The sequence below is a fragment of the Variovorax sp. 01N425 genome, assembly GCF_056399465.1.
In genome coordinates, this window is sequence record NZ_JBFTRJ010000010.1 from 86,865 (window position 1) to 111,119 (window position 24,255).

The 24,255-nt window shown below is 69.5% G+C and carries 13 protein-coding genes and 1 pseudogene (1 of these 14 cut by a window edge); 4 read left to right on the top strand and 10 right to left on the bottom strand.

The annotated features are described in order from the left end of the window. Together AC1DSC_RS19075 and AC1DSC_RS19080 are read left to right on the top strand one after the other, a co-directional pair. Nucleotides 1–7,781, top strand: a pseudogene (locus AC1DSC_RS19075) (amino acid adenylation domain-containing protein) (it extends 98 nt beyond the left edge of the window). Next, nucleotides 7,778–11,854, top strand: a complete 4,077-nt coding sequence (locus AC1DSC_RS19080) for an amino acid adenylation domain-containing protein (RefSeq protein ID WP_369663202.1) — start codon at nt 7,778–7,780, stop codon at nt 11,852–11,854. The pseudogene AC1DSC_RS19075 and the gene AC1DSC_RS19080 overlap by 4 nt, the downstream one beginning before the upstream one ends. Here AC1DSC_RS19080 and AC1DSC_RS19085 read toward each other — a convergent pair. From AC1DSC_RS19085 to fhuF, 5 genes are all read right to left on the bottom strand, one after another. Then, a complete protein-coding gene (locus AC1DSC_RS19085; RefSeq protein ID WP_369663201.1) occupies nt 11,842–14,013 on the bottom strand; it encodes a TonB-dependent siderophore receptor in 2,172 nt (723 codons plus the stop codon). The two genes, AC1DSC_RS19080 and AC1DSC_RS19085, sit on opposite strands and share 13 nt — an antisense overlap. A 160-nt stretch (nt 14,014–14,173) precedes the next feature. Continuing rightward, nucleotides 14,174–15,493, bottom strand: a complete 1,320-nt coding sequence (locus AC1DSC_RS19090) for a lysine N(6)-hydroxylase/L-ornithine N(5)-oxygenase family protein (RefSeq protein WP_369663200.1) — start codon at nt 15,491–15,493, stop codon at nt 14,174–14,176. A 34-nt stretch (nt 15,494–15,527) separates the two neighbouring features. Then, on the bottom strand, nt 15,528–16,562 hold the full coding sequence (locus AC1DSC_RS19095; protein ID WP_369663199.1) for a GNAT family N-acetyltransferase: 1,035 nt from the start codon (nt 16,560–16,562) through the stop codon (nt 15,528–15,530). Next, on the bottom strand, nt 16,559–17,404 hold the full coding sequence (locus tag AC1DSC_RS19100; protein ID WP_278876732.1) for a formyltransferase family protein: 846 nt from the start codon (nt 17,402–17,404) through the stop codon (nt 16,559–16,561). The genes AC1DSC_RS19095 and AC1DSC_RS19100 overlap by 4 nt, the downstream gene beginning before the upstream one ends. A gap of 97 nt (nt 17,405–17,501) precedes the next feature. Further along, nucleotides 17,502–18,281 carry a siderophore-iron reductase FhuF gene (gene fhuF / locus AC1DSC_RS19105; RefSeq protein ID WP_478131906.1) on the bottom strand — a complete coding sequence of 260 codons (780 nt, stop codon included), beginning with the start codon at nt 18,279–18,281 and terminating at the stop codon, nt 17,502–17,504. A 199-nt stretch (nt 18,282–18,480) separates the two neighbouring features. Between fhuF and AC1DSC_RS19110 the strand changes: the two genes are divergently transcribed. Beyond that, nucleotides 18,481–20,172 (top strand): cyclic peptide export ABC transporter, encoded by a 1,692-nt coding sequence (locus AC1DSC_RS19110; protein WP_369663197.1) that lies wholly within the window; start codon nt 18,481–18,483, stop codon nt 20,170–20,172. Further along, nucleotides 20,169–20,405, top strand: coding sequence for a hypothetical protein (locus AC1DSC_RS19115; RefSeq protein ID WP_369663196.1), 237 nt, complete (start codon nt 20,169–20,171; stop codon nt 20,403–20,405). The genes AC1DSC_RS19110 and AC1DSC_RS19115 overlap by 4 nt, the downstream gene beginning before the upstream one ends. A gap of 10 nt (nt 20,406–20,415) precedes the next feature. Here AC1DSC_RS19115 and AC1DSC_RS19120 read toward each other — a convergent pair whose 3' ends face one another. The 5 genes from AC1DSC_RS19120 to AC1DSC_RS19140 form a co-directional block, all read right to left on the bottom strand. Further along, on the bottom strand, nt 20,416–20,634 hold the full coding sequence (locus AC1DSC_RS19120) for an iron dicitrate transport regulator FecR (RefSeq protein ID WP_369663195.1): 219 nt from the start codon (nt 20,632–20,634) through the stop codon (nt 20,416–20,418). A gap of 15 nt (nt 20,635–20,649) precedes the next feature. Then, nucleotides 20,650–21,273: an RNA polymerase sigma factor gene (locus AC1DSC_RS19125; protein ID WP_369663194.1), complete on the bottom strand. Its 624-nt coding sequence runs from the start codon at nt 21,271–21,273 to the stop codon at nt 20,650–20,652. A gap of 240 nt (nt 21,274–21,513) precedes the next feature. Further along, nucleotides 21,514–22,218 carry a glutathione S-transferase N-terminal domain-containing protein gene (locus tag AC1DSC_RS19130; protein WP_015866510.1) on the bottom strand — a complete coding sequence of 235 codons (705 nt, stop codon included), beginning with the start codon at nt 22,216–22,218 and terminating at the stop codon, nt 21,514–21,516. Nucleotides 22,219–22,264: 46 nt separating this feature from the next. Then, entirely contained in the window at nt 22,265–23,155 is an 891-nt protein-coding gene (locus tag AC1DSC_RS19135; protein ID WP_369663193.1) for a phosphate/phosphite/phosphonate ABC transporter substrate-binding protein, read from the bottom strand. A gap of 98 nt (nt 23,156–23,253) precedes the next feature. Next, the gene (locus tag AC1DSC_RS19140) at nt 23,254–24,093 is read right to left on the bottom strand and encodes a hypothetical protein (RefSeq protein ID WP_015866508.1); all 840 of its coding nucleotides are present in this window, start codon (nt 24,091–24,093) and stop codon (nt 23,254–23,256) included. Nucleotides 24,094–24,255 lie beyond the last annotated feature (162 nt).

Consider the following 24,255-nt stretch of genomic DNA (forward strand, 5'->3'; position numbering starts at 1 on the left):
CCTGGCCATCGGGCAGTTCCCGATCCTTGCGCGCGATACGGCGGCGCAGGCGCGGTGCCCCGCCTCGTATGCGCAGCTGCGCCAATGGTTCCTGTGGCAGCTGGAGCCCGGCAGTTCGGCCTACCACATCTCGGGCGGGCTGAAGCTCAGGGGCCTGCTCGACCGCGAAGCGCTGCAGGCCAGCTTCGACGCCCTGCTCGAACGCCATGAGTCGCTGCGCACGGTGTTCCAGGCCGATGCCGAAGGGCATGTCGAGCAACTGGTTCGCGAGCGCATGGCGCTGGAGATTCCGTTCACCGATCTCTCGGACATCGATGCCGAAGTGCGCGAGGCCCGCGCGTGGGAGGCGGCCGTTCGCCTTGCCGAAACACCGTTCGATCTCACGGCCGGGCCGCTGCTGCGCGTGGCGCTCATCCGCCTGGCCGAAGGCGAGCACCTGCTGGTCGTCGTGATGCATCACATCGTGTCGGACGGCTGGTCGATGCAGGTCCTGGTCGACGAATTCGCCGCGCAATACCACGCGCGCGCCGCCGGGCAAACGCCGCGGCTCGCGCCCCTGCCGATCCAGTACGCCGACTACGCGCTGTGGCAGCGCCACTGGCTCGAAGCGGGCGAGAAGGAGCGCCAGCTCGACTACTGGAAGGCCCAGCTGGGCGCCGAGCACCCGGTGCTGCAGCTGCCCACGGACCACGCGCGGCGCGGCGACGGCAAGTACCGCGTCGCCCGCCACGAGATGGCGCTGCCCCAGTCCGTCGTCGATGCGCTGCACCGGCGCGCGCAGGCCGAGGGCTGCACGCTCTTCATGGTGCTGCTCACCGCGCTGCAGGTGCTGCTGCACCGCTACACCGCGCAGCAGGACATCCGCGTCGGCGTGCCCGTGGCCAACCGCCACCGGGTGGAGTCGGAGCGCGTCATCGGCTTCTTCGTCAACACGCAGGTGCTGCGCAACGTGCTGGGCAGCCGCACCAGCCTGCGGCAGGCGCTGCAGAACACGCGCGAGGCGGCACTCGGCGCGCAGGCCCACCAGGACCTGCCGTTCGAACAGCTGGTCGAGGCCCTGCAGCCCGAACGCAGCCTGGGCACCGCGCCGCTGTTCCAGGTGATGTTCAACCACCAGCGCCGCGACCAGGCCGCGCTCGCCAAGCTGCCCGGCCTCACGCTGCAGGACTACGAGATCGGCACGCAGACGGCCCAGTTCGAGCTGACCCTGAGCACCATCGAAGACGCGCAAGGCTGCGTTCAAGCGAGTTTCCATGTGGCGCAGGAACTGTTCGACGCCGAGAGCATCGCCCGCATGGCCGCGCACTACCTGGGCGTGCTGCGCGCACTTGCCGAACGGCCCGAACAGGCGGTGGGAGACATCGACCTGCTCACCGCGGGCGAGAAGGAGCGGCTCGCGGCATGGGGCGTGAACGACTCCGGTGGTCGCAGCACCGAGCCCGTGCATCGCCTGATGGCCCGGCACGCGAAGGCCAACCCGGATGCGCCCGCGCTGCTCTTCGGCGACGAGGTGATGAGCTACGGCGAACTCGACCGGGCCGCCAATCGCCTGGCTCATCGATTGATCGCGATGGGCGTGAAGCCCGAGACGCGCGTCGGCATCGCGGTGGAGCGCTCGTTCGATATCGTGGTCGGCCTGCTCGGCGTCCTGAAGGCCGGCGGCGCCTATGCGCCGCTCGACCCGGAGTACCCCGCGGACCGCCTGGCCTACATGGTGGAGGACAGCGGCATTGCGCTGCTCCTCACGCAGAGCCATGTGATGGCCGGCCTGCCGCTGCGGGACGGCCTGCGCGTGCTGCAGCTGGACACCGCCGACTTGGCCGGCGAGCCCGACGACGCGCCTCATGTGCCCGTGCATGCGGACAACCTCGCCTACGTCATCTACACCTCGGGCTCGACCGGCATGCCGAAGGGCGTGATGGTGTCGCACGGCCAGTTCGCCGCGCACTGCGTCGAGACCGCGGTGCTCTACGAGATGGGACCTCGGTCGCGCGAGCTGCACTTCCTGTCGTTCTCGTTCGACGGGGCGCACGAGCGGCTTTTCACCGCGCTGTGCTGCGGCGCCTCGCTGCTGTTGCGCGATGCCTCGCTCTGGACCGCCGAGCAGACGCTCGACGCCATGCAGCGCCACGGCGTGACCAACGCCGGCTTCCCGCCGGCCTACCTGCGGCAGCTGGCCAACTGGGCGCGACACCGGCCGCTGCCCGCCGGTGCACCTGTACTCCTTCGGCGGCGAGGCGATGTCGCGCGAAGGCTTCGACGCCGTGTGCCGGCACCTGAAGCCCGCGCTGCTGATCAACGGCTACGGCCCGACCGAGGCGGTCGTCACGCCGATGCTTTGGAAGGTTGCAAACACCGCGGCGTTCTCCGAGGGCTATGCGCCCATCGGCCGGCCCGTGGGCAACCGCAGCGCCTACGTGCTCGATGCGGACCTGAACCCGGTGCCGCGCAGCGTAGCCGGCGAGCTGTACCTCGGCGGCGAGGGCCTGGCGCGCGGCTACCTGCATCGCGCGCCGCTCACGGCCGAGCGCTTCGTGGCGGACCCCTTCGATGCCGGAGGCGGGCGTCTCTACCGCACCGGCGACTGGGTGCGATGGCGCGACGACGGGCAGCTCGAATACCTGGGGCGCATCGACCACCAGGTGAAGATCCGGGGCTTTCGCATCGAGCTTGGCGAGATCGAGGCGCAGCTGCTGGCCCAGCCCGAAGTGCGCGAAGCGGTGGTGGTCGCAAGGCCCGGGCCGGGCGGTGCGCGGCTGGTGGGCTATGTGTCGCCGCAAGCCGGCCGCCTTGTCGATGCGGCCGAGCTGAAGGAGCGGCTCGCCCGCGCGCTGCCCGACTACATGGTGCCGGGCACGCTGGTGGTGGTCGATGCGCTGCCGCTCGCCCCGAGCGGCAAGGTCGATCGCAAGGCGCTGCCGGAGCCGGCCGCCGAACACGGCAAGGCTTTCGAGCCACCGCAGGGCGCGGCCGAAGAAGCCATTGCGGCGGTATGGACCGATGTGCTGGGTCTCTCGCGCGTGGGCCGGGGCGACAACTTCTTCGAGCTCGGCGGCGATTCGATCCTGAGCCTGCAGATCGTGGCGCGCCTGCGGCTGGCGGGCTGGAAGGTCGCGCCCAGGCAGATCTTCGAGCGGCAGACGGTGGCGCAGCTCGCGGCTGTTGCAATGCCGGCCGATGCGTTGCGTGCCGCGGTGGGCGACGTGCAGGGCGAGGCGCCGCTGCTGCCGTTCCAGCATGAATTCTTCGAGATGGACATGCCGGTGCGGGCGCACTGGAACCAGGCATTGCTGCTGAAGAACCGCGAGCCGCTGCAATTGCCGGCCTTCAGGCAGGCGCTGCGCGCAGTGGTGCAGCAGCACGACAGCCTGCGCCTGCGCTACCGGCAGGACGCCGGCGGGCTGTGGCACCAAACCTATGAGGCCGTCGAGAGCGTGCCCGAAGACCAGTCCGCGGAGCTGGTGTGGGTGCGGCACGCGACGGATGCCGCGCAGGTGGCGCCGCTGTGCGAAGAGGCGCAGCGCAGCCTGGATCTTGCGCACGGCCCGCTGGTCCGCGCGCTCGCCATCGAGCTGCCGGACGGCGACTCGCGGCTGCTGCTCGTCGTTCACCACCTGGTGGTCGATGGCGTGTCGTGGCGCATCCTGCTCGAAGACCTGCAGGCCGCCTACTGGCAGAGCCTTGCGGGCCAGCCTGTCGCGCTGCCTGCTACCAGCAGCAGCTGCAAGGACTGGTCCGTCGCATTGCAGGGCTATGCGAAGGCCCATGGCGACGAACTCGCCCACTGGCAGTCGCTGGCCGATGTGCCGGCCGCGCTGCCATGCGCGCGTCCGCATGGATCGAACACCGCGGCCGACCAGGAGAGCGTCGAGCTGCGGCTTGACCAGGCCACCACGGAGGCCTTCCTGAAGGATGCGCCCGCGGCCTACCGCACACAGGCCAACGACCTGTTGCTGACGGCGCTGGGCCGCGCGCTGTGCGCATGGAGCGGGCACGGCAGGGTGCTGGTCGATCTGGAAGGCCATGGCCGCGAAGACCTGTTCGCGCACATCGACCTGTCGCGCACCGTCGGCTGGTTCACCACGCTGTTCCCGGTGGCACTCGATCCGCTCGGCGCGCAAGGCGAGGCACTCAAGCGCGTGAAAGAAGACCTGCGCCGCGTTCCGCGCAAGGGCGTGGGGCATGGTGTCTTCAAGCACCTGGGCGATGCCGCGCAGCGCGAGGCGCTGCGCGCACTGCCCAGGGCGCAGGTGGTCTTCAACTACCTCGGCCAGTTCGACAACAGCGGTGCCGATGCGCAGGCGCAATGGAGCCTTGCGCAGGAGCCCAGCGGCGCGCCGGTGGATGGCGGCGCGCCGCTCACGCACGAGTTCTCGATCAACGGCCAGGTCTACGGCGGCGAGCTTTCGCTGCGCGCAAGCTACAGCCGCGCACGCCACGACCGCGACGCGGTCGAGGGCTGGATGCAGCGCTTCCGCGAGGAACTCGAAGCGCTGGTGCGGCATTGCACAAGCGGTGCCGAAGGGGTGACGCCGGCTGACTTTCCGCTGGCCGCCATCGGCCAGCCGCAGCTCGATGCGCTGGCATTGCCGGTGGCGAACCTCGCGGACCTGTACCCGCTCTCGCCGATGCAGGCCGGCATGCTGTTCCACAGCCTGCTCGCGCCCGGCGGCAGCGCCTACCTGAACCAGTTGCGCGTGGACATCGACGGGCTCGATGCCGAGCGCTTCAAGGCGGCCTGGCGCGCGGTGCTCGAGCGGCACGAGGTGCTGCGCACCGGATTCGTCCAGGGCGAAGCTGCGTGGCAATGGGTGGCAAGGCAGGTCGAGGTGCCGCTGGCCGAACACGACTGGCGGGGGCGCGCCGACGCGCCCGAGGCCCTGGACGCACTGGCCGGCGAGCAGCTTGCGCAGGGTTTCGACCTTGCGCAGCCGCCGCTGATGCGGCTGGTGCTGGTGCGCGTTCGCGATGACCGGTACCACTTCGTCTGGACCATGCACCACCTGCTGCTCGACGGCTGGAGCACGTCGCAGCTCATGGGCGAGGTGCTGCGGCACTACGCGGGCGAAGCACCCGCGGCCCCCGGCGGCCGCTATGCCGACTACATCGCGTGGCTGCAAGGGCGCGACGGCGCCGCCGACGAGCGCCACTGGCGCCAGGAACTCGCCCGCCTCGACGGCCCCACCTGGCTGGCCAACACCTTGCCCAAGCCCGCGGCCGAACAGGGCGGGCACGGCATGCACCGCCACGAGATCGACGCGCCGCGCACGCGCGCGCTGCTCAAAGCGGCCCGGCGCGAACGCGTGACCCTCAACACGCTGGTGCAGGCCGCGTGGGCGCTGCTGCTGGCGCGCCACACGGGGCAGCGCAGCGTGAGCTTCGGTGCCACGGTGGCGGGCCGGCCGGTGGATCTTCCCGGCGCGCAGCAGATGCTGGGCCTGTTCATCAACACGCTGCCGGTGATCGCCACGCTGCAGCCGGAGCAACGCGTGGGCGATTGGCTGCGCGCGCTGCAGGCGCGCAACCTCGCGGCGCAGGACCACGAGCACACGCCGCTGTACGAAGTGCAGCGCTGGGCCGGGCAGGGCGGGCAGGACCTGTTCGACAGCCTGGTGGTGTTCGAGAACTATCCGCTCGACCAGGCACTGAAGCAGCAGGCACCCGGCGGCCTGCGCTTCGGCGAGGTGCGCAACCGCGAGGAAACCAACTATCCGCTGACCCTTTCCGTACACCAGGGCGACACGCTGGTGCTGGGCTACAGCCACGCGCGCAGCCAGTTCGACGAAGCGGCGGTGCATGCATTGGCCGCGCACATGGACAGGCTGCTCGGCCTGCTGGCCCACGCGCCCGATGCGCGGCTCGGGGATGTGGGGCTCGCGGACAAGCTGCCGCCGCCGGGCGAGGCCATGCGCAATACGCACAACGACGCCGAGCCCGTGCACCGCTGGATCGAGCGCCAGGCCAGGGCGAACCCCCAAGCCACCGCGCTCGTGCTCGGCGACGAGGCGCTCGGCTACGGCGAGCTCGACGCCCATGCCAACCGCCTGGCGCACCGGCTGGTCGCGCTAGGCGTGGGGCCCGAGGTGAAGGTCGGCATCGCGGTCGAGCGCTCCATCGAGATGGTGGTGGGCCTGCTCGCCATCCTGAAGGCCGGCGGCGCCTATGTGCCGCTGGACCCCGAGTACCCCGCCGACCGCCTGGCCTACATGATCGAGGACAGCGCGATCGGCCTGCTGCTCACGCAAAGCCATGTGAAGGCGAAGCTCCCGCTGGGCGATGCCCTGCAGGTGCTGGCGCTCGACACGCTCGACCTGCGCGGCGAGCCGGCGCACGCACCCGAGGTGACGGTACACGCCGACCACCTCGTCTACGTGATCTACACCTCGGGCTCGACCGGCCGCCCCAAGGGCACGCAGCTCACGCACCGCAACGTGGCGCGCCTGCTGGGCGCGACCGACGGCTGGTTCCGCTTCGGCGCGCAGGACGTGTGGACGAATTTCCATTCCTACGCCTTCGACTTCTCGGTGTGGGAAATCTTCGGTGCGCTGTGCACCGGCGGCAGGCTGGTGATCGTGCCGTATTGGGTGAGCCGCTCGCCCGACGACTTCTTGGCGTTGCTGCGCGCACAGCGCGTGACCGTGCTGAACCAGACGCCGTCGGCCTTCCGCCAGCTGATCCACAGCCCGGCGCTGGACGGCGGCGAACGCCTTGCGCTGCGTTGCGTGATCTTCGGCGGCGAGGCGCTGGAGCCGGAGAGCCTGCGGCCCTGGATCGATCGCTTCGGCGATGCGCAGCCGCAGCTGGTCAACATGTACGGCATCACCGAGACGACGGTGCACGTCACCTACCGGCCCATCGTGCGGGCCGACCTCGACGAGAAGCGCAGCCCCGTGGGCGTGTGCATCCCGGACCTCGGCCTGTGGGTGCTGGACGGCGACCTCAACCCGCTGCCCGTGGGCGTGGCGGGCGAGCTCCACGTGTCCGGCGCAGGCCTGGCGCGCGGCTATCTCAACCGCGCCGGCCTGAGCTCGGAACGCTTCATCGCCGCGCCCTTCGGCGAGCCGGGCAGCCGGCTGTACCGCACCGGCGACCTGGTGCGCTGGCGTGCCGACGGGCAGCTCGATTACCTGGGGCGCATCGACCACCAGGTGAAGATCCGGGGCTTTCGCATCGAACTTGGCGAGATCGAAGCCCGGCTGCAGGCGCAGCCCGAGGTGCGCGAAGCAGTGGTCCTGGCCAAGGACGGGCCGGCGGGTGCGCGGCTCGTCGCGTATGTGTCGCCGCGGGCCGGCCATGAGCTGGACGTTGCGGTGCTGCGCGAGCGGCTCTCGCAGCACCTGCCCGACTACATGGTGCCCTCGGCCATCGTGCCGCTCGACGCGGTGCCGCTCAACGCGAACGGCAAGGTCGACCGCAGGGCGCTGCCCGATCCGGAGCTGGCCAGCGCAACGGACTTTGCCGAGCCGCAGGGCGAGGTCGAGACCGCGCTCGCGACGATCTGGTCCGAGGTGCTGGGCGTGGAGCGCGTCGGGCGCCACGACAACTTCTTCGAGCTCGGCGGCCATTCGCTGCTGGCGGTGCAACTGGTGTCGGGTGCCAGGCGGCGCTTCGGCATCGAGCTGCCGCTGCGCACGGTGTTCGAGCAACCCTCGCTGATGGCATTCGCCGCCGCCGTCTCGGCCGCGGCCGCTGAACTGCCGGACGGCGCCACGGTCTCCGAAGACCGCGGCATCGGCCATATCGACGCCCTGCTGGGCGAACTGGAGATGGAAGACCTATGAGCCTGGAAATGACCGCGCTCTCGCGCCGCTTCGCTGCCTTGCCCGCGGCCAGGCAGCGCGTGTTTCTGGAGAAGCTGCGCGCGAGCGGCGTGGGCTTCGAGACGCTGCCCATCGTGCCGCGCGACCCCGCGGCACCGGTGCCGATGGCCTATGCGCAGCGCGCGCTGTGGCTGGTGTGGCAGCGCGCGCCGCAGTCGCCGGCATACAACCTGTCGGGGCGGCTGGCGCTGCCCCTGCCGTGCACGCCGCAGCAGGTGCAGGCCTGCCTCGCCCAGCTGGTGGCGCGGCACGAGGTGCTCTGCACCACCTACCCGGCCGGCGCCGAAGGGCAGCCGCTGCAGCACATCGACCCCGCGCATCGCTTCGGCTGGGCGGTGCGCGAATGGGCTGGCTCGCGCGCGGACAGCGAGCGCGAGCTGGCGGCTGCCGCCACCGAGTTTGGCGCGCGGCCCTTCGACCTGGAGCACGGACCTGTCTTTCGCGGTGAACTGAACGTCTTTGCCGATGGCGCGCCCGAGCTCTTTCTCGCGGTGCATCACATCGCGGCCGACGGCCAATCGGTGGCGCTGCTCGTCGGCGAACTGCAGGCGCTGCTCGCGGCGCCCGCCGGAAACACACAGCCTGCGGCACCGGCCCTGCAATACGCCGACTACGCCGTGTGGCAACGCCAGTGGCTCGAAGCCGGCGAACTCGAAAGGCAAACCGCGTATTGGCGCGAACAGCTGCGGGATGCGCCGCAAAGCACGCCGCTGCCGCTGGACCGCCCGCGCCAGAAGGCGCGCGATGCGCGCGGCGGCCAGATCAACTTCGCGCTGCCGCCCGATGTGTCGCAGCGACTGAAGGAGCTGGCGCGCAAGCACGCCGCATCGCCGTACATGGTGGCGATCGCGCTGCTCGGCCTCTTGGTCTACCGCTACTGCGGCGAGCGCGATGTGTGCATCGGCTCGCCGTCGACCACGCGCGACCGCTCCGAGCTGGCCGCCCTGGTGGGCCACTTCACCAACGTGCTGGTGCTGCGCATGAAGGTGGACCCCGCGGCCGGCTTCGTCGCGCTGCTGTCGCAGGTGCGCGAACGCGTGCTCGAAGCCAAGAGCCACCAGGACCTGCCGCTGGACATGCTCGTCGAGGCGCTGGCGCTGGAGCGCATGCCGGGCTTGCATCCGCTGTTCCAGATCAAGTCCACGCAGCAGGCGGCGGGGGCGGTGCCCGCGGATCCGGCCGCTGCCGCGCACGGCATCGGCGTGGACGAAGTGCACTTCGACCTGAGCTTCGACCTGGTCGACACCGGCAGCGCGCTGTCCTTTGTTCTCGCGTATGCCGCGGACATCTTCGACCACGCGACCATCGAGCGGCTGGCCGATGCGCTGTGCAGCCTGGCTGCGCAGGTCGCGGCCGATCCGGCGCGCGCGTTGGCCGCAACGCAACTGTCCGGCGATTCGAGCCTGCGCGGCGAACGCGCATCCTGGCCTGCCGACAACGTGCTGGCCCTGTTCGACCAGGCGGCCGCAAGGCGCGGCGGCGCGACGGCGCTCACTTTCGGCGACCGCGCGCACAGCTTCGATGAACTGTCGCGCGCGGCCGGCCACTGGGCGGCCGAGCTCGAAAGCCGCGGCATTGGTGCCGAGCAGCGCGTGGCCGTCTGCATGGAGCGCACGCCCGAGTTCGTGCTGGCGGTGCTGTCGGTGCTGAAGGCCGGCGGCGCCTACGTGCCCATCGACGCGGCGCTACCGCAGCAGCGCATCGACGAGCTGCTGGCCGATTGCGGCGCCGCGCTGGTGCTGGTGTCCGGCGGGAAGCCACGGCAGGCAGCATTGCCATGCATGCAGGTGGGCTTCGACGTGCCGGGCGGCTTCATGCCGCATCGCGCGCGTGCGGTGCACCCCGCGCAGGCGGCCTACCTGATCTACACCTCCGGGTCGACCGGCCGGCCGAAGGGCGTGGTCGTTCACCACGGCGCGTTGGCCAACTATGTGCAGGGCGTGCTCGCGCGGCTGGCGCTGCCCGAGGGCGAGAGTTTCGCGATGGTGTCCACCGTCGCGGCGGATCTTGGCCATACCTCGTTGTTCGGTGCGCTGTGCTCGGGTGGTGCGCTGCACCTCGTCTCGAGCGAGGCGGCCTTCGATCCCGATGCGTTTGCGGACAGCATGGCGAAGACGCGCGCCGGCGTGCTGAAGATCGTGCCCAGCCACCTGAAGGGCCTGCTGAACGCGCAGCGCGCGGCCGCGGTGCTGCCGTCGCACGCGCTCGTGCTGGGCGGCGAGGCGACGGACGCGGCAACGCTGCAGGCCATTCGCGCGCTGCGGCCGGACCTGCGCATCTTCAACCACTATGGGCCGACCGAGACCGCGGTCGGCATGCTGACGCATGCCGCGCCGGCGCAGGCTGGCGATACCGGCAACCTGCCCCTGGGCAAGCCGATCGCGAACATGGACGCCTGGGTGCTCGACGACGCATTGCAGCCCGTGCAGCCCGGCATGGCGGGCGAGCTCTACATCGGGGGTGCCGGCGTGGCGCGCGGCTATCTTTCGCGCGCCGGTCTTTGCGCCGATCGCTTCGTTGCCTCGCCCTTCGGCGACGGGCAGCGCATCTACCGTGCGGGCGACCGCGTGCGCCAGCGCAGCGACGGCACGCTGGAGTTTCTCGGCCGCAGCGATGACCAGGTGAAGATTCGCGGCTACCGCGTCGAGCCGGGCGAAGTGGCGGGCCGCATCCGCGAGCTCGATGGCGTGGCCGATGCCGTGGTCGTCGCGGAGCAGGGCGCGCAGGAGAGCGCGGTGCTGCGCGCCTACGTGGTCGCCAGGCCGGGCACTTCGCTCGATGTGGAAGAGCTCCGGCACGCGTTGGCGGACAGCCTGCCGGCGTGGATGGTGCCCGAGCGCATCGTGCTGCTCGACGCGCTGCCGCTCACGGCCAACGGCAAGATCGATCGCAAGGCGCTGCCGCGCCCGGCGCAGCCCGAGCCTGCGCGCCATTTCGACGCCCCGCAGGGCCCGACCGAAGAGGCGCTGGCCCGCATCTGGAGCCAGGTGCTCGGCGTGGACCGCATTGCGCGCGGCGACAACTTCTTCGCGCTGGGCGGCGATTCCATCCTGAGCCTGAAGCTGGTGGCGCGCATCCGCAAGCAGCTGCCCGGCGGCGGCCAGCTGAGCCTGCCGGATGTGATGCAGGCCAGCAGCCTCGGCAGCCTCGCCGAGCGGCTGCGGCAGAAGTTCGAGGGTTCGCACGATGCCGTCTGCCTGAGTGCGAGCGGCACCGGCGTGCCGCTGTTCTGCCTGCCGGGCCTCATCGTGAACACGCGCGAGTTCCTGCCGCTCGCAGAGGCGCTGCAGGGCGAGCGCGTGGTGTACGGCTTCGTGAGCCACGTCTACACGCGCAAGCGCTGGCGCGGTTTCGACCTGCAGGCGCTGGCCGCGGAGTACGCGAGTTTCATCCTCGCCACGGCCACCGAGGGGCGCTGCGCGCTGCTGGGCTGGTCGTCGGGTGGCGACCTGGCCTTCGAGCTTGCGCGGCAATTGCAGGGACGCATCGAGATCGTGTTCACCGGCATGCTGGACGTGTTCGAGACCGCGCCGCTGCGCGCCTCGGCGCCGCTCGACGCCGCCCGGCGCGCCCAGGCCGACGAGGTGCTCGCGCAGTGGCTGGGCCGCTCGGAAATGGCCGCTCACTGGAAGGCGCTGTTCGCCCGCATGGACGGCGAGGAGCTTGCCTGGGTGGCCGAGCAGGTGCTGAACCCGGCGCAGCCGCTGCCGCTCGACGGCACCGAGGACGAGGCGGCCGAGTACCTGCTGTGGGCGACGATCGACAAGCGCGTGCAGGCCGCGCGCTACACCTGCGCGCGGTCGCCGCTGCCGCTGCATGTGTTCCTCGCGGACAGCTCGCTGCGCCGCGAGGAGACGCTGCGCAACTGGGCCGACCATGCGCCGGTGGTGTCGGCCGAAGTGCTGCCGCAGGCCGATCACCTGGACATCGTTCGCCACCCCGCGCTGTGCGCGTCGCTGAAGGCGCTGCTGCGCGGGGCCGATGCGGCGCATGGCGCCGTGCAGCCGGCCCAGTCCGCGGCCTACCAGCGGTAGGTGGCCGTGGCCGTGACCTTGCGCTGGTCGCCGTAGTAGCAGTTGCCGTACTGGTCGCAGTTCGCGAAGTAGGTCTTGTCGGCCAGGTTGCGCACGTTCAGCGCAAGGCTCCAGCGATCGATGTCATAGCCGATCATCGCGTCGAACACGGTGTACGAAGGCACCTGGACCGGCGCCTTGTTCAGGTCGCCGCGGTTCGAGCCGGTGAAGCGCGCGCCCAGGCCGACCTTGATGCCGTTGTCGAAGCGGTAGTCCGCCCAGAGCGCGGCGCGGTGCTTGGACACCGCGAGCAGCGGCGTGCCGATTTCGCTCGGCGTGCTGCTGGCCGTGATCTCGACCTTGGGCGTGTAGGCGTAGGACACCGTCACGTTCATGCGCTTGACGGGCTGGAAGGCCGCCTCGAGCTCCAGGCCGCGCACCAGCACCTCGCCGGTCTGGCGCGGGCGGAAGTTGGCGTCGGCCGTGATGTAGTTCTGGCGGCGCAGGTCGAAGAGGGCGGCGCTGTAGCTGTCCGTGGTGCCCACGGGCTGGTAGCGCACGCCGGCTTCGTACTGGCGGCCGGTCTCGGGCTTGAACGGGCTCTGGGTGTCCGGGTTCAGGCGCGCCGAGGGCGAGAACGATTCGGAGTAGCTCAGGTAGGGCGCCCAGCCGCTCGGGAAGGTGTAGACCAGGCCGCCGCGCTTGGTGAACTTGTGCTCGGGGATGTCGCTGCGCGTGCCGTCCAGGTTGCTGTGGATGACCGTGGAGGCGCGGTCGTAGCGGCCGCCCAGCGTGAGGCTCCAACGCTCGCCCCACTTGATCTGGTCCTGGATGTACAGGCCGGTCTGCGTCAGGCGGGTGTTGGCGTCCACATAGGGCGCGGGCACGAAGAACGGACCGCCGTACACGGGCGCGTAGATGTTGATGCTCGGCGCACTGCCGCCGCTGTAGCTGGCCTGCTCGATGCCGGTGCGCTGGTGGTCCAGGCCGATCAGCACCTTGTGCTTCCAGTCGCCCGAGACGAAGTTGGCTTCGAGCTGGTTGTCCAGCGTGAAGGTCGAGACGCTCTCGCGGCTGCCCGAGATGCTCCGGCGCAGCATCTGGTAGTTGCGCGGGTCGGCGGCGTTGCTGTTGAGCGGCACGATCGCGCGGCCCTGCACGGCACCGTAGTCGACGTCGAGCCGGCCGTAGCGCAGGTTCTGGCGCGCGGTGAAGGTGTCGTTGAAGCGGTGCTCGAACTCGTAGCCGACCATCCACTGGTCCACGTCGAAGTGGTTGAAGTTGGGGTCGCCCACGAAGAGCGAGTCGGGAATGTAGTTGCCGAAACGCGTGGGGACCAGCGAGCCGACCGTCGGGCGCCCGCGCGTGTACACGCCGCCGCGCACGCGGTTGAAGTGCGACAGCAGCGTGAGCGTGGTGTCCGCCGAGGGGCGCCAGGTGAGCGAGGGCGCGATGTAGAAGCGGTCGTCGTCCATGCTGGCGGCCGGCAGCTTGCTGTCGCGGCCCACGGCCGTCAGGCGGTAGCTGAGCTTGCCTTCGGCATCGATGGGGCCGGAGAAGTCGGCGGCGACCTGGGTGCGGTTGTTGCTGCCCAGTTGCAGCTGCACTTCGCGCAGCGGCTCGGTGGTGGGGCGCTTGCTCACGACGTTGACCACGCCGCCGGGGCTGGCCTGGCCGTAGAGCACCGAGGCCGGTCCGCGCAGCACTTCGATGCGCTCCATGCCATAGGGCTCGATCTGCCAGACGCCCCAGTTGCCGTTGTTGCGCAGGGGCATGCCGTCCAGGTAGAAGCCCGGCGCGTAGCCGTCGAAGCCGCGGATCGAGATCCAGTCGTAGCGCGAGTCGGCGCCGAAGACGGTGGTGGTGACGCCGGGGGTGTAGCCCAGCGCGTCCTTCACGGTGGTGGCGCCGATGGCGGCCACGCGGTCGGCCGTGACCACCGAGATCGACTGCGGGGTTTCCAGGATCGGGGTGTCGGTCTTGGTGCCGGTGGCGCTGCGCTTGGCCACGTAGCCGTTCACATGGCCCTTGGCCGACGCTTCCGTATCGGCCGTGACGGTCACCGCCGGCAGGTTGCTGCTGTCCTGCGAGAAGGCGGGGGCCGCCCACAGGGTGCAGGCGGTTCCGAAGGCCGAGGCAAGCGCGGCGCTCAGCAGGCGGGGTCGGGGCAGGGGACGCATAGGTTGAGGTACTCCAGGAGCAGTGAAAAAACGACGTGTTCGGGTTTCAGCGCAAGGCCTGCCGTTTCCGCAGTTCTGGCGCTTCCGTACATGAGACGTTTGAACTACAAAAAGAGAGACACCCTGTACCCCATGCTTCAGCGCGTGCCGTCCGCCCGCGTCACCGGGCTTCGGCGGCTGCCTGGATGCGGACGGCCTGGCGCTCGCTCCGGCCCGTGTTGGCGGCGCTGGCCTTCAGCAGCGCGCTGCCGATCTCCCCCGTGCGCACCGAGGTCACCGACAGCAGCGTGTCGCTCAGGCCGTGCGAGGACTCGCAGGCGCCCTGCAGGAAGATGGCGGGGCGGAAGTCCCCGGTGCTGCGCACGCGGTAGTGGCGGTCCACCGAGAAGCCGTCCAGGTACGGCGCGAGGGGCGTCAGCAGTTCCTTGTGCTGCTCGCGCGCGTAGCCGGTGGCCAGCACCACGGCGTCGTAGCGGGAGGTGCTTTCGCGACCGGTGTTCTGGTCGCACATGGTCAGGTGGATGCCGTCGGCGGTGGCGCGGGCGGCGTGGATGTCGTGCCGGCGCAGGAAGCGCATGCGGTTCTCGCCGCGCATCTTCTGCTGGTAGAACATCTCGAAGATCTGCTGGATCAGTTCCAGGTCGGCCACCGCATAGTTGGTGTGGCCGAACTCCGCGAGCAGGGCGGCGCGCTCGTCGTCGGGCCGGCTGTACATGTAGTCGGTGAACTCGGTGTTGAACACCTCGTTCACGAACGGGCTGTCGTCCGAAGGACGGATGGAGCGGGCCCGCATGACGAGGTCGACCTGCGGCGCATGGGGGCGGCCCTGCAGGTCCATGAAGATCTCCGCGGCGCTCTGGCCGGCGCCGACGATGGCAATTCTTTGCGCGCCGTCCTGCGCGGCGATGCCCTGCAGGTAGGTGCTCGAATGGAACACGCGCGGGTCGCTGCGCAGCGCCCGGAAGCAGTCCGGAATGTTCGGCATGCCGCCGACGCTCACCACGAGGTTGCGCGCGAGGCGCTCGCTCTGGCGGCCCGTGCGGTCGCGCGAACGCACGCGCAGCAGCGTCACGTCGTCGCCATGGGCCTCGCGCTCGGGCAGCACCTCGAAAACTTCCTCGCCGTAGACGCAGGCATCCTCGAACTGCGCGGCGGCCCAGGCCAGGTAGTCGTTGAACTCGTGGCGGCTCGGAAAGAAGGTCTTCAGGTTGATGAAGTCCTGCAGGCGCTTTTTCTCGTGCAGGTAGTTGATGAAGGTGAAGCGGCTGGTCGGGTTGCGCAGCGTGGCCAGGTCCTTCAGGAAGGAGATCTGCATGTGCGCATGCTCCAGCATCATGTCCTTGTGCCAGGCGAAGGCCGGCTGCTTCTCGATGAACATCGCGTCGAGCCGGTGCCCGTCGCGCCGCTTCTCGTCGAGCGCGATCGCCAGCGCAATGTTCGAGGGGCCGAAGCCGATGCCGATGACGTCGTGGATGACCATGGCGGATTCCTTTTGCTGCGAAGCGGTTGGGGAGTTAGACGGGCTTGGCGCGAGTGGCTGCCGGCGCGTCGCTGCGCGGCAGCCAGAGGCCGTCGATGAAGTAGCGTTCGCGCAGCATCATCACGAGCTGCGCGCGCTTGTGCGGCAGGTCGAATTCCTTCACCTTGGCGTAGCCCGACTTGTCCAGGTTGCGGATCTGCTGCACGTGGTCGATGCGCGGCTCGCCCACGGCGCGCTGCGTGCGCGGGTCGCACAGGAAGATGTAGTGCGAGATGGAAGTGAGCCACGCAGTGGCGAATGCCTTGCCGCGGAACGACGGCTCGCCGACCAGCACGTGCCAGCCGCGGTCGTAGTCCTGCACGTCGTAGAAGGGCGCAATGCGGCTTTCCTTGGCCCAGTACATCTCGAAGTAGGCAAAGGGCTCGCCATCGAAGCTCGCGATCATCGAGTACATGTGCGGGTCGCGATCGATGCCCGAGAGATAGGCGCGGTGCTTGTCCAGGTCGCCTTCCTCCTCCCAGATCTCGGCCACCTCGGGGTCGTTCATCCAGCGGTTGAAGATGCCCAGGTCGCGCTCGAAGTCGATGCTGCGAAACGAGAAGGTCTTGCCGAGCCACGGAATGAAGCGCTGGTAGAGCACGCCGCGGGGCTTGGGCGTGCGCAGCGGATGCACCTTGCCGTTGCTGAGCGCATAGCGCTGCGCCATCGGGGCATGCACGGCGGGAAGCCACAGGCGCGGCTGCTGCCAGAGCATGTCGCGAAAGGCGCGCACGCCGCCGTCCGGCGACGCGAGCAGCACGCCGGTGTGGGCCAGCTCCTCGGCCAGCGCGGGCGCCGCCACCGCGAGGCTCTTGTGCGCAGGAAGGTGCTCGAAGGCGGCTTCCAGGGCCGCGAGCAGGTGAGGGGTGGAGGCCGCGCTGCCGTCGACCCATTGGAGCGCGGCATCGGCCCCGCCGGTCGCGAGCCGCCAGAGCGAGCGCGTGTCGCCCTGGCGGCTGCGCACGGCAAGCATCCCGCCGTCCAGGGTGATGTCGTGCGGCGTGCCGTCGGCGTAGGAGGTGAGGGTCATGGGGTTCCTTCGGTGGACCGGCGGCTCGCGAGCAGGGCCAGGCCCTGGTGGAGCGCCGGAAAGAGGCTGTGGTTGAAGTTGTTCCAGCGCAGCTCGAGGATCGAGTCCGCGGGGTCGATGTGCGTGCCGAGCACGTCGTGGATGACCTCGCCGGAGTCGATGCCGTTGTCCACGTAGTGCAGCGAAGCGCCGGTCTTCAGGAGCGGCGGGGCGGCGATGCTTTCCATCGTCTGCCAGTTCACGACCTTGCGGCCCTTGGCGCCGTGCAGCGCATCGAGCGTGGCGCGGGCGCCGCGGCGCTCGTAGGGCGACTCGATGCGCGTGATGCCGGGGTGGATGTTGACGATCCTGCGGTGGAACGGCGCACCCGGACGCACGAGCTCGTCCAGGATCACCAGGAGCCCGTCGAGCACGACGATGTCGGCCTGCAGCGTGAGCAGCTTGTCCAGCAGGCGGCGCTCGAAGGCGCTCTTGGCGGCGGGGCGTTCTTTCGCATCGAGCGGAAGCCGCCGGTATTCGGACGGCACCGCGTGGAGCATGCCGTTGACGAGCTTGCCCTGCGTCTTCAGGTCGCCCGGAAATATCCACTGGCGGCCGGGCTGGCAGGAGAAGCCGTAGTCCTGTAGCGCCGCGCGGTCCCGCGGCGAGCCTTCGTCGTCGTCGTAGACGATGCCTTCGAGCGAATAGGCCTCGCCCAGCGGGCTTTCGTCCAGTGCCTTGGCCAGGTATTCGAGCGGGGACGCCATATAGCGCTGCGTGCCCTTGAAGTCGATGTACTGGCCGGCCTTGTCGGCGGCCGCGTTTCTCAAGGACAGGATGTAGACGAGCTTTGCCTTGGACATGGGTGTGGCGTGAAAGGATGGATCGGCGTTGGAGTTGGCTCGGGAGCGGGCAGGCGTGGGGCCTTCAGGAGAGAAGACGTGGCAGCGCGCCATCTGTTCACGGCTGCAGGATTTCGCCGGCGCTCTTGCGGTGCTGCGGCGCGAGCGGGCAGGCGCCGCAGTAGTCCTCGCGCGGAAGCAGGTAGTAGAGACAGCACTGGCGGTGCAGCTTGACCGGCCGGCCCTGGCCGGCGCCGGCCGGCCGCACCTCGCGGCAGCGGGCGTGCAAGGGGTTGAGTGGCCGGGCCTCGTCCGGCCAGGCGGGGTGGTGCAGGAGACGGTCGCGGTCGTGTGCGATGTGGGCTGCACCGCCGGTCGCGGCCAGCGCCATGTCGAAGATCGGTTCGAGGTGGCGCGCGGTGTTGCCCCACAGGATCTTGGGCGCAAGCCGCGTGAGGCTGCACAGGGCAGTGAAAAGCGGCTGAAGGTGCTGCCACAGCAGCGGCGCATAGCGCTGGGCGGTGTCGGCGCCGCGGCGCGCATCGCCCAGGTGCAGCACATGAAAGCTCGCGGGCGCGCCCTTGTCGTCGAGCCGCACCCAGATGTGCTCCGCTGAAACGGGAAGCACGTGCTGCAGCACGCTGGCGGCGGCCACCACGGGCGGCAGCAACGCGGAGAGATAGTCCAGGCTCCATGCCGAGGCGACCGGCCGCAGGTCGCGCGCGCCGGCCGCGCCGCGCGCTCGCGCGTGAAGGTGCAGCACGTCGGCCAGGAGCGAGCGCGAATGCGCCAGGTCGGCCACGCGCAGTGCGCCGGCCGGTACCGTGTCCGCGCACTGCAGCCGCTCGGCATGCACGGCCAGTGCACCCGGGAACAGGGGTTCCAGCAGCGCGATCACGAGGCGGCCTGCAAGAGGTGCGGGGAATGCATCCCTTGAAGACGGTTTGGCGGCGGGGGTGTTCATCCGGCGCCGCGCATGAACATTGGCCGGACCCAACCGTCTATGCAGTAAGCGGCGTGCAGCCGCACGGGCGATGTCGACAGGGCATGGCCGTTTTCAAGCCGTTTTGCCCCGGGTGGGCGGAAAGAGCCTTTGCATGACACCGACCACCACGACCCCCCGTGGCAACACCTCCGAACTCGGGCGCCTGCTCAAGCCGTTTCTACCGTGGGTCCTCCTGTCCGCGGTCACGGGCATCTGCGCGGGTGCGGCCACCGTCGCGCTGCTGGGCACCATCAACCAGGTGCTCAACCGCGAGGGCGGCATGGCGGGCGGGCTGCTGCTGACCTTCGTCGGGCTGTGCGCGGTGGCGCTGCTGGGGCGCATGGCCTCGGACGTGTCGACCAACTTCGTCGGCCAGCGGCTGGTGGCGCAAGTGCGCAAGAGCCTCGCGCAGAAGATTCTCTCGGCGCCCATCGATGCACTGGAGCGCTACCGCACGCACCGGCTGATGCCGGTGCTGTCGCAGGACGTGGACATGATCAGCGACGTGGCCTTCGTGCTGTCGTCCACGCTCATCGCGTTCGCGATTGCGCTGGGTTGCCTGGCGTACCTCGCCTACCTGTCGCTGCCGCTGTTCTGCCTCTTGGTGGTGGCGCTCGCGATCGGCGCGACCATCCAGACGCGCGCGCAGGTGCGCGCCGAGGTGGGTTTCTGGAAAGCGCGCGAATACGAGGAGCAGCTGCACAAGACCTACCGCGCGATCAGCGAAGGCGCGAAGGAATTCCGCATGCACCGCGCGCGCCGCACGCGGATGTTCGGCGGACAGATCGAGCGCATCGTGGACAGCATCCGCACCGTGAACGGACGCGCCATCAACACCTATGTGATGGCGACGGCCTTCGGCTCGGCGCTGTTCTTCCTGCTGATCGCGCTGATCCTGGGCTGGGCCGCGTTCCGGCCGACCGAGCCCGCGGTGCTGAGCGGCTTCGTGCTGGTGATGCTGTTCCTGAAGGGGCCGGTGGACCAGATCGCGGGCGCGCTGCCGGGCGTGGGCCGGGCCAGGATCGCGTTCCGGCGCATTGCCGACCTGTCGGCGCGCTTTGCAACGCCGGAGCCGCACCTGCACCTGGAGCGCGCATCCAACGGCGTGATGCTCCACCGCGAGATCGCCATGCGCGGCGTGTGCTACCGCTTCGATGCGCCCGAAGGCGGCGAGGCTTTCACGCTCGGGCCCATCGACCTGCTGCTGCGGCCCGGCGAGATGGTGTTCATCGTGGGCGACAACGGCTCCGGCAAGACGACGCTGATCAAGCTGCTGCTCGGCCTCTATGCACCGCACGGCGGCGAAGTGCTGCTCGACGGCGGCGTGGTGACGCCACAGGGGCGCGACGACTACAGGCAGCTGTTCACGACGGTGTTCTCGGACTTCTACCTGTTCGAGGACCTGGCGGCCGGCGAAGAGGGCGCGGGCACGGCCACGCTGCCGCAGACCGCGCTGCCTTACCTGGAACGCCTGGAAATCGCGCACAAGGTGAGCGTGAAGGACGGCGCCTTCACCACCACCGATCTTTCGACCGGGCAGCGCAAGCGGCTGGCGCTGGTGCATGCGTACCTGGAAGGCCGACCGGTGCTGGTGTTCGACGAATGGGCCGCCGACCAGGATCCGGCGTTCCGGCACCTGTTCTACACGGAGCTCCTGCCCGAGCTGCGCGCCAAGGGGCACCTGCTGGTGGTGATCTCGCACGACGACAGGTACTTCCACCTGGCCGACCGCGTGGTCACGATGCGCGCCGGAAAGATCGAGGAAGACAAGGCGTACGTCCCGCCCGAAAGCCTGGCTGCATGATGCGTGACCGTGTGCCCGACGATCCCGCCTTCGACGCCGCGTGGACGCTCTTTTGCACGCTGCACGACTCGCCCTCGCCGGAGCGCGCCGAAGAGCTCATCCGCTGGCTCGGCGTGGACCCCGGGAACATCTGCGCGCTGGACGACGTGCTGACGCTGTGGGCGCTGGCCGGGGCCGCGCTGATCAAGCCGTCGATGCAGGAGGCGCTGCGTGACCGGGGGCGCCTGCAGTGAAGCCTGGCCGCTACTTCTGCCGGTCGCGCAGATCCGCTGCGATGCCGCCGAGCGCGTCCCAACGGCGGCGCGCTTCCTGGGCCGCGGCCGCATGCTCCGCCGACCGGCTGCGCCACCGCGCGAGCGCCAGGCGGGCGGCCATGGCGGCGTCGTGCGCAGCGGCGATCTCGCTCTGCACGATCAGCGCGAGGGCACGCTCGATGAGCTTCTCGTTCGGGACGCTCGCCACGGTGCAGCCGTCCGCTCAGGCGAAGTCTTCGGCGAACATTGCGTCGAAGCCCGGGCGCATCGAGACGGCCGGCTGCTCGACCAGCTCCGAACGCAGCCGGGCGAACGCGCGCGAGCAGTCGATGGCGGCGCGCAGCAGGTGCTTGGCGACCGCCATCTCGCTGATGTTCAATTGCTGCGCGATTTCGGCGCGCGTGTGTCCGTAGGCGCGGAACAGCAGGAACACTTCGCGCCGGCGGGGAGGCAGCGTTTCGAGCGTCTCGACCACGCGCGCCAGCACCTGCTGCTGGGACGCGATGAATTCGCAGGAAGGCGCCACCTGGCGCGAGCCCGAGTTGAAATGCGTGCCGACCCAGTCCTGCGCCACCTTGCGGCGGCGCGCATCGTCCACGCACAGGTTGCGCGCCACGCGAAACAGCAGCGCGCGGGGCGACTCGATGCCGCCGGTGCCTTGTTGCGTGCCGCCCGGCGCCGCATCGTCGATGCGGATGCCGTTGTTCATCTTGAGCGCGTGCGCATACACGCGCTCGAAGCTGGATTGCGCGATGTCCGCCGCGTAGTGCGGGTCGCGCAGGTCGCGCGTCAGCTGCCGGCGCAAGTCCGCATAGTGGGCCAGCAGTTCCTGGACGATGTCGCGCATCCGATCGCCTTCTCGCAAGCATCAACGTGTGGGTTCCCTGGGCCGGCCACCGCCGCGCGATGCGGGGTGGCTGGGGCGATTGAATAAGAATTATTCTTATTGAAGTGTAACCTTAACCGCTTCTTAACGAAGCTGAAAAAGGCGCAGGAACCCCGTGCGCGTGCCTGAAAAAGACACTCGGATCGAAAAGTGAGTAGCTTTGTTTTCGCTTGGGGCGCGCGCTGCGGCCCCGAAGGCCGGTCAACCGCGCTTGGGAATGCCCAGACCCTTCACAACCGCCGGCCGCGCCACGAAGGTTTCGAGCACCCGCGCCACATTCTTGAACTCGCTGAAGCCCACCAGGTCGCCCGCTTCGTAGAAGCCGATCAGGTTGCGGATCCACGGGAACGAGGCGATGTCGGCGATGGTGTAGTCGTCGCCCATGATCCACGCGCGGTTGGCCAGGTGCTTGTCGAGCACGCCGAGCAGGCGCTTCGATTCGGCCACGTAGCGGTCGCGCGGGCGCTTGTCCTCGTAGTCCTTGCCGGCAAACTTGTTGAAGAAGCCGAGCTGGCCGAACATCGGGCCGATGCCGCCCATCTGGAACATCAGCCACTGGATGGTTTCGTAGCGGCCCGCCGCATCCTGCGGAATCAGCTTGCCGGTCTTGTCGGCCAGGTACAGAAGAATGGCGCCCGATTCGAACAGCGCGAGCGGCTTGCCGCCGGGCCCGTGGGGGTCGAGGATCGCGGGGATCTTGTTGTTCGGGTTGAGCGAGAGGAATTCCGGCGACATCTGGTCGTGGGTCTCGAAGCTCACCAGGTGCGGCTCGTAGGCCAGGCCGGTTTCCTCCAGCATGATCGACACCTTCACGCCGTTGGGCGTGGGCAGCGAATACAGCTGCAGCCGGTCAGGATGCTGTGCGGGCCATTTCTGGGTGATGGGAAAGCGGGACAGGTCGGTCATGGGCGATTCATGAAAAGCGGAGTTGGAACGCCGCGCCCGCAGGGGGTCAGATGCCCAGCCAGCTCATCAGGGCCGTCTCGACCTCGGCCGAGGGTGCGACAAAGCCAGTGTAGGTCGATGTGGCGAGCGCGCGCTTGCCGGCATCGCTTTGCGCGAGGCCGAGCAGGGCTTCGCGTGCCGCGCTGGCCGTGGCGACGTCGAGCTTGCGCGAGGCCAGCCATTGCTTGATGGGCACCGCGCGCGATTCCGCGCACACATTGCCGCCGCCTTCCTTCCAGGTCTTGACCACGCCCGATGCCGCCGTGGCGCCGTAGGCGGCAAAGCCGTTCTGCACATAGAAGGGCACCGCGTCCTGGTAGCGCGTGTTGGTGAGCTTGAGCGCGGCCGGCTGCAGGCCCTGCTCGCGCAGCATGGCGCGCGTGATCACCGAGGTGATCGAATCCGCGTCGGGCATCACCAGGCCCTTGCCGGAGATGCTCTTCCAGTTGGAGATGGGCTGCGGCTCCTTGCACAGCAGCGACACCTTGTAGGCGGTGAAGCCGCTGGTCCAGGCCAGCGCCTGGTAGCGGCCGCTCTTGACGGCCTCGAGCGCCACGTGGGCCGGGTGGATGAAGGCCAGGTCGACCTGCTGCTCCTTCAGGGCCTCGCGCGCGCTGGTGTAGGAGATCAGCACCTTGATGGTCACGGGCTGCTTCAGCGCCTTGCTCAGCACCTCGGCAATGGGCTCGAAGCGGGGCGCGATCTGGCTTTCGGTGGTCTGGTAGCTCACGCCTTCGGTCACGCCGATGACCAGCGCGTGCGCCGGGGCGCCCGCTGCCAGCAGCAGCGCTGCCGCCGCCGGGGCGGCAAGGCGGAGCGGGTTCGGATGGCGGGCGCGGGGCGCGCTGGCGGCGCTCCCGTCGGGTTGGCCGGAGCGGAGGGGGGCTGGGATGTACATCAAAAGATCATAGGGGGCCGCCGCCCGGCCGCCGATGATCGCAAGCACCTATGCGCGCAGCCGCCCGCCCGTGGCATGGCAGCCGCGCGGCGGGGGCCTCAGAATCGCGCCTTGAGGAAGGCCGAAGGCCCGTGCAGCTTGACCTTGACGCGGGTCTCCGCCGTGCTGCTCTGGCGCGCCAGGTCGATGTTGGTGACGCCATAGGCCAGCACCAGGCCGACGTTCTTCACCGGGAACCACTCCACGCCCGCGCTGGCGTTGTAGATGTTGCCGTGGAAGCGGCCGCCGCCCTTGCGCACGCCGGAGAGGTCGGCAAACAGGCGCAGGTCGGGGTTGATGGCATGCCGCACGCCCAGTTCGAGCAGCGGCGCAACGGCGTTGTCGCTCGCATCCTCGTTCAAGGTACGGATCCGTCCGTTCACCGCGACGTTGGCGTTCGTGCCCACGTCGATGCTGTAGTAGGCGGCGCCGGCGCCCAGGCCGAACACCGTGTTGCCCGAGCCGAGCCACCACTTGTACGAGAGCTTGGCGAAGTCGAGCTTCACGTTGATGTTGGCATTGCCCACCGCGCTGAACGTGCCGAAGCCGCCGAAGGAATCGCTGCCCGCGGCCTGGCCGAAGTAGTCGCGCTTGTAGCGGTAGTAGTCGAACGAGAGGCCATGGCTGTCACCGATCAGCAGGTCGGCCGTGATGCGCGGCATGGTCACGCGGCCGGGCTCCAGGTCGCGCGTGCGCAGCGCGCCGTACGGCGAGCTGACCGATGCGTTGAATTTGGGATCGGCGCTGAAGGCCCCCGCCGAGAAGCTGAAACGGTCCAGCGCGGGCGACGGCTCGGCCCAGGCCAGTGCGGGAGCAAGGAGAAATCCGGCGCCAGCCAATGCGCCCAGCTTCGTCAGCCTTGCAGAGCTGGCAAGCGGGCAGGAGCGGAGCAACAGCATGGAGAGATCCTTAAGAGGAGGAGGAAAAGACAAAAAAATACGCCTCGGGATCGACACGCAATTTGTGTGCGCGCCAGTCTTCCGGGCGGTTGCTCCCTGTTGATGAGCGCCAAGTTAATAGCCCCCTTGCGCAAAGCCCATGCGCCGATTGCCGCTGTGCGT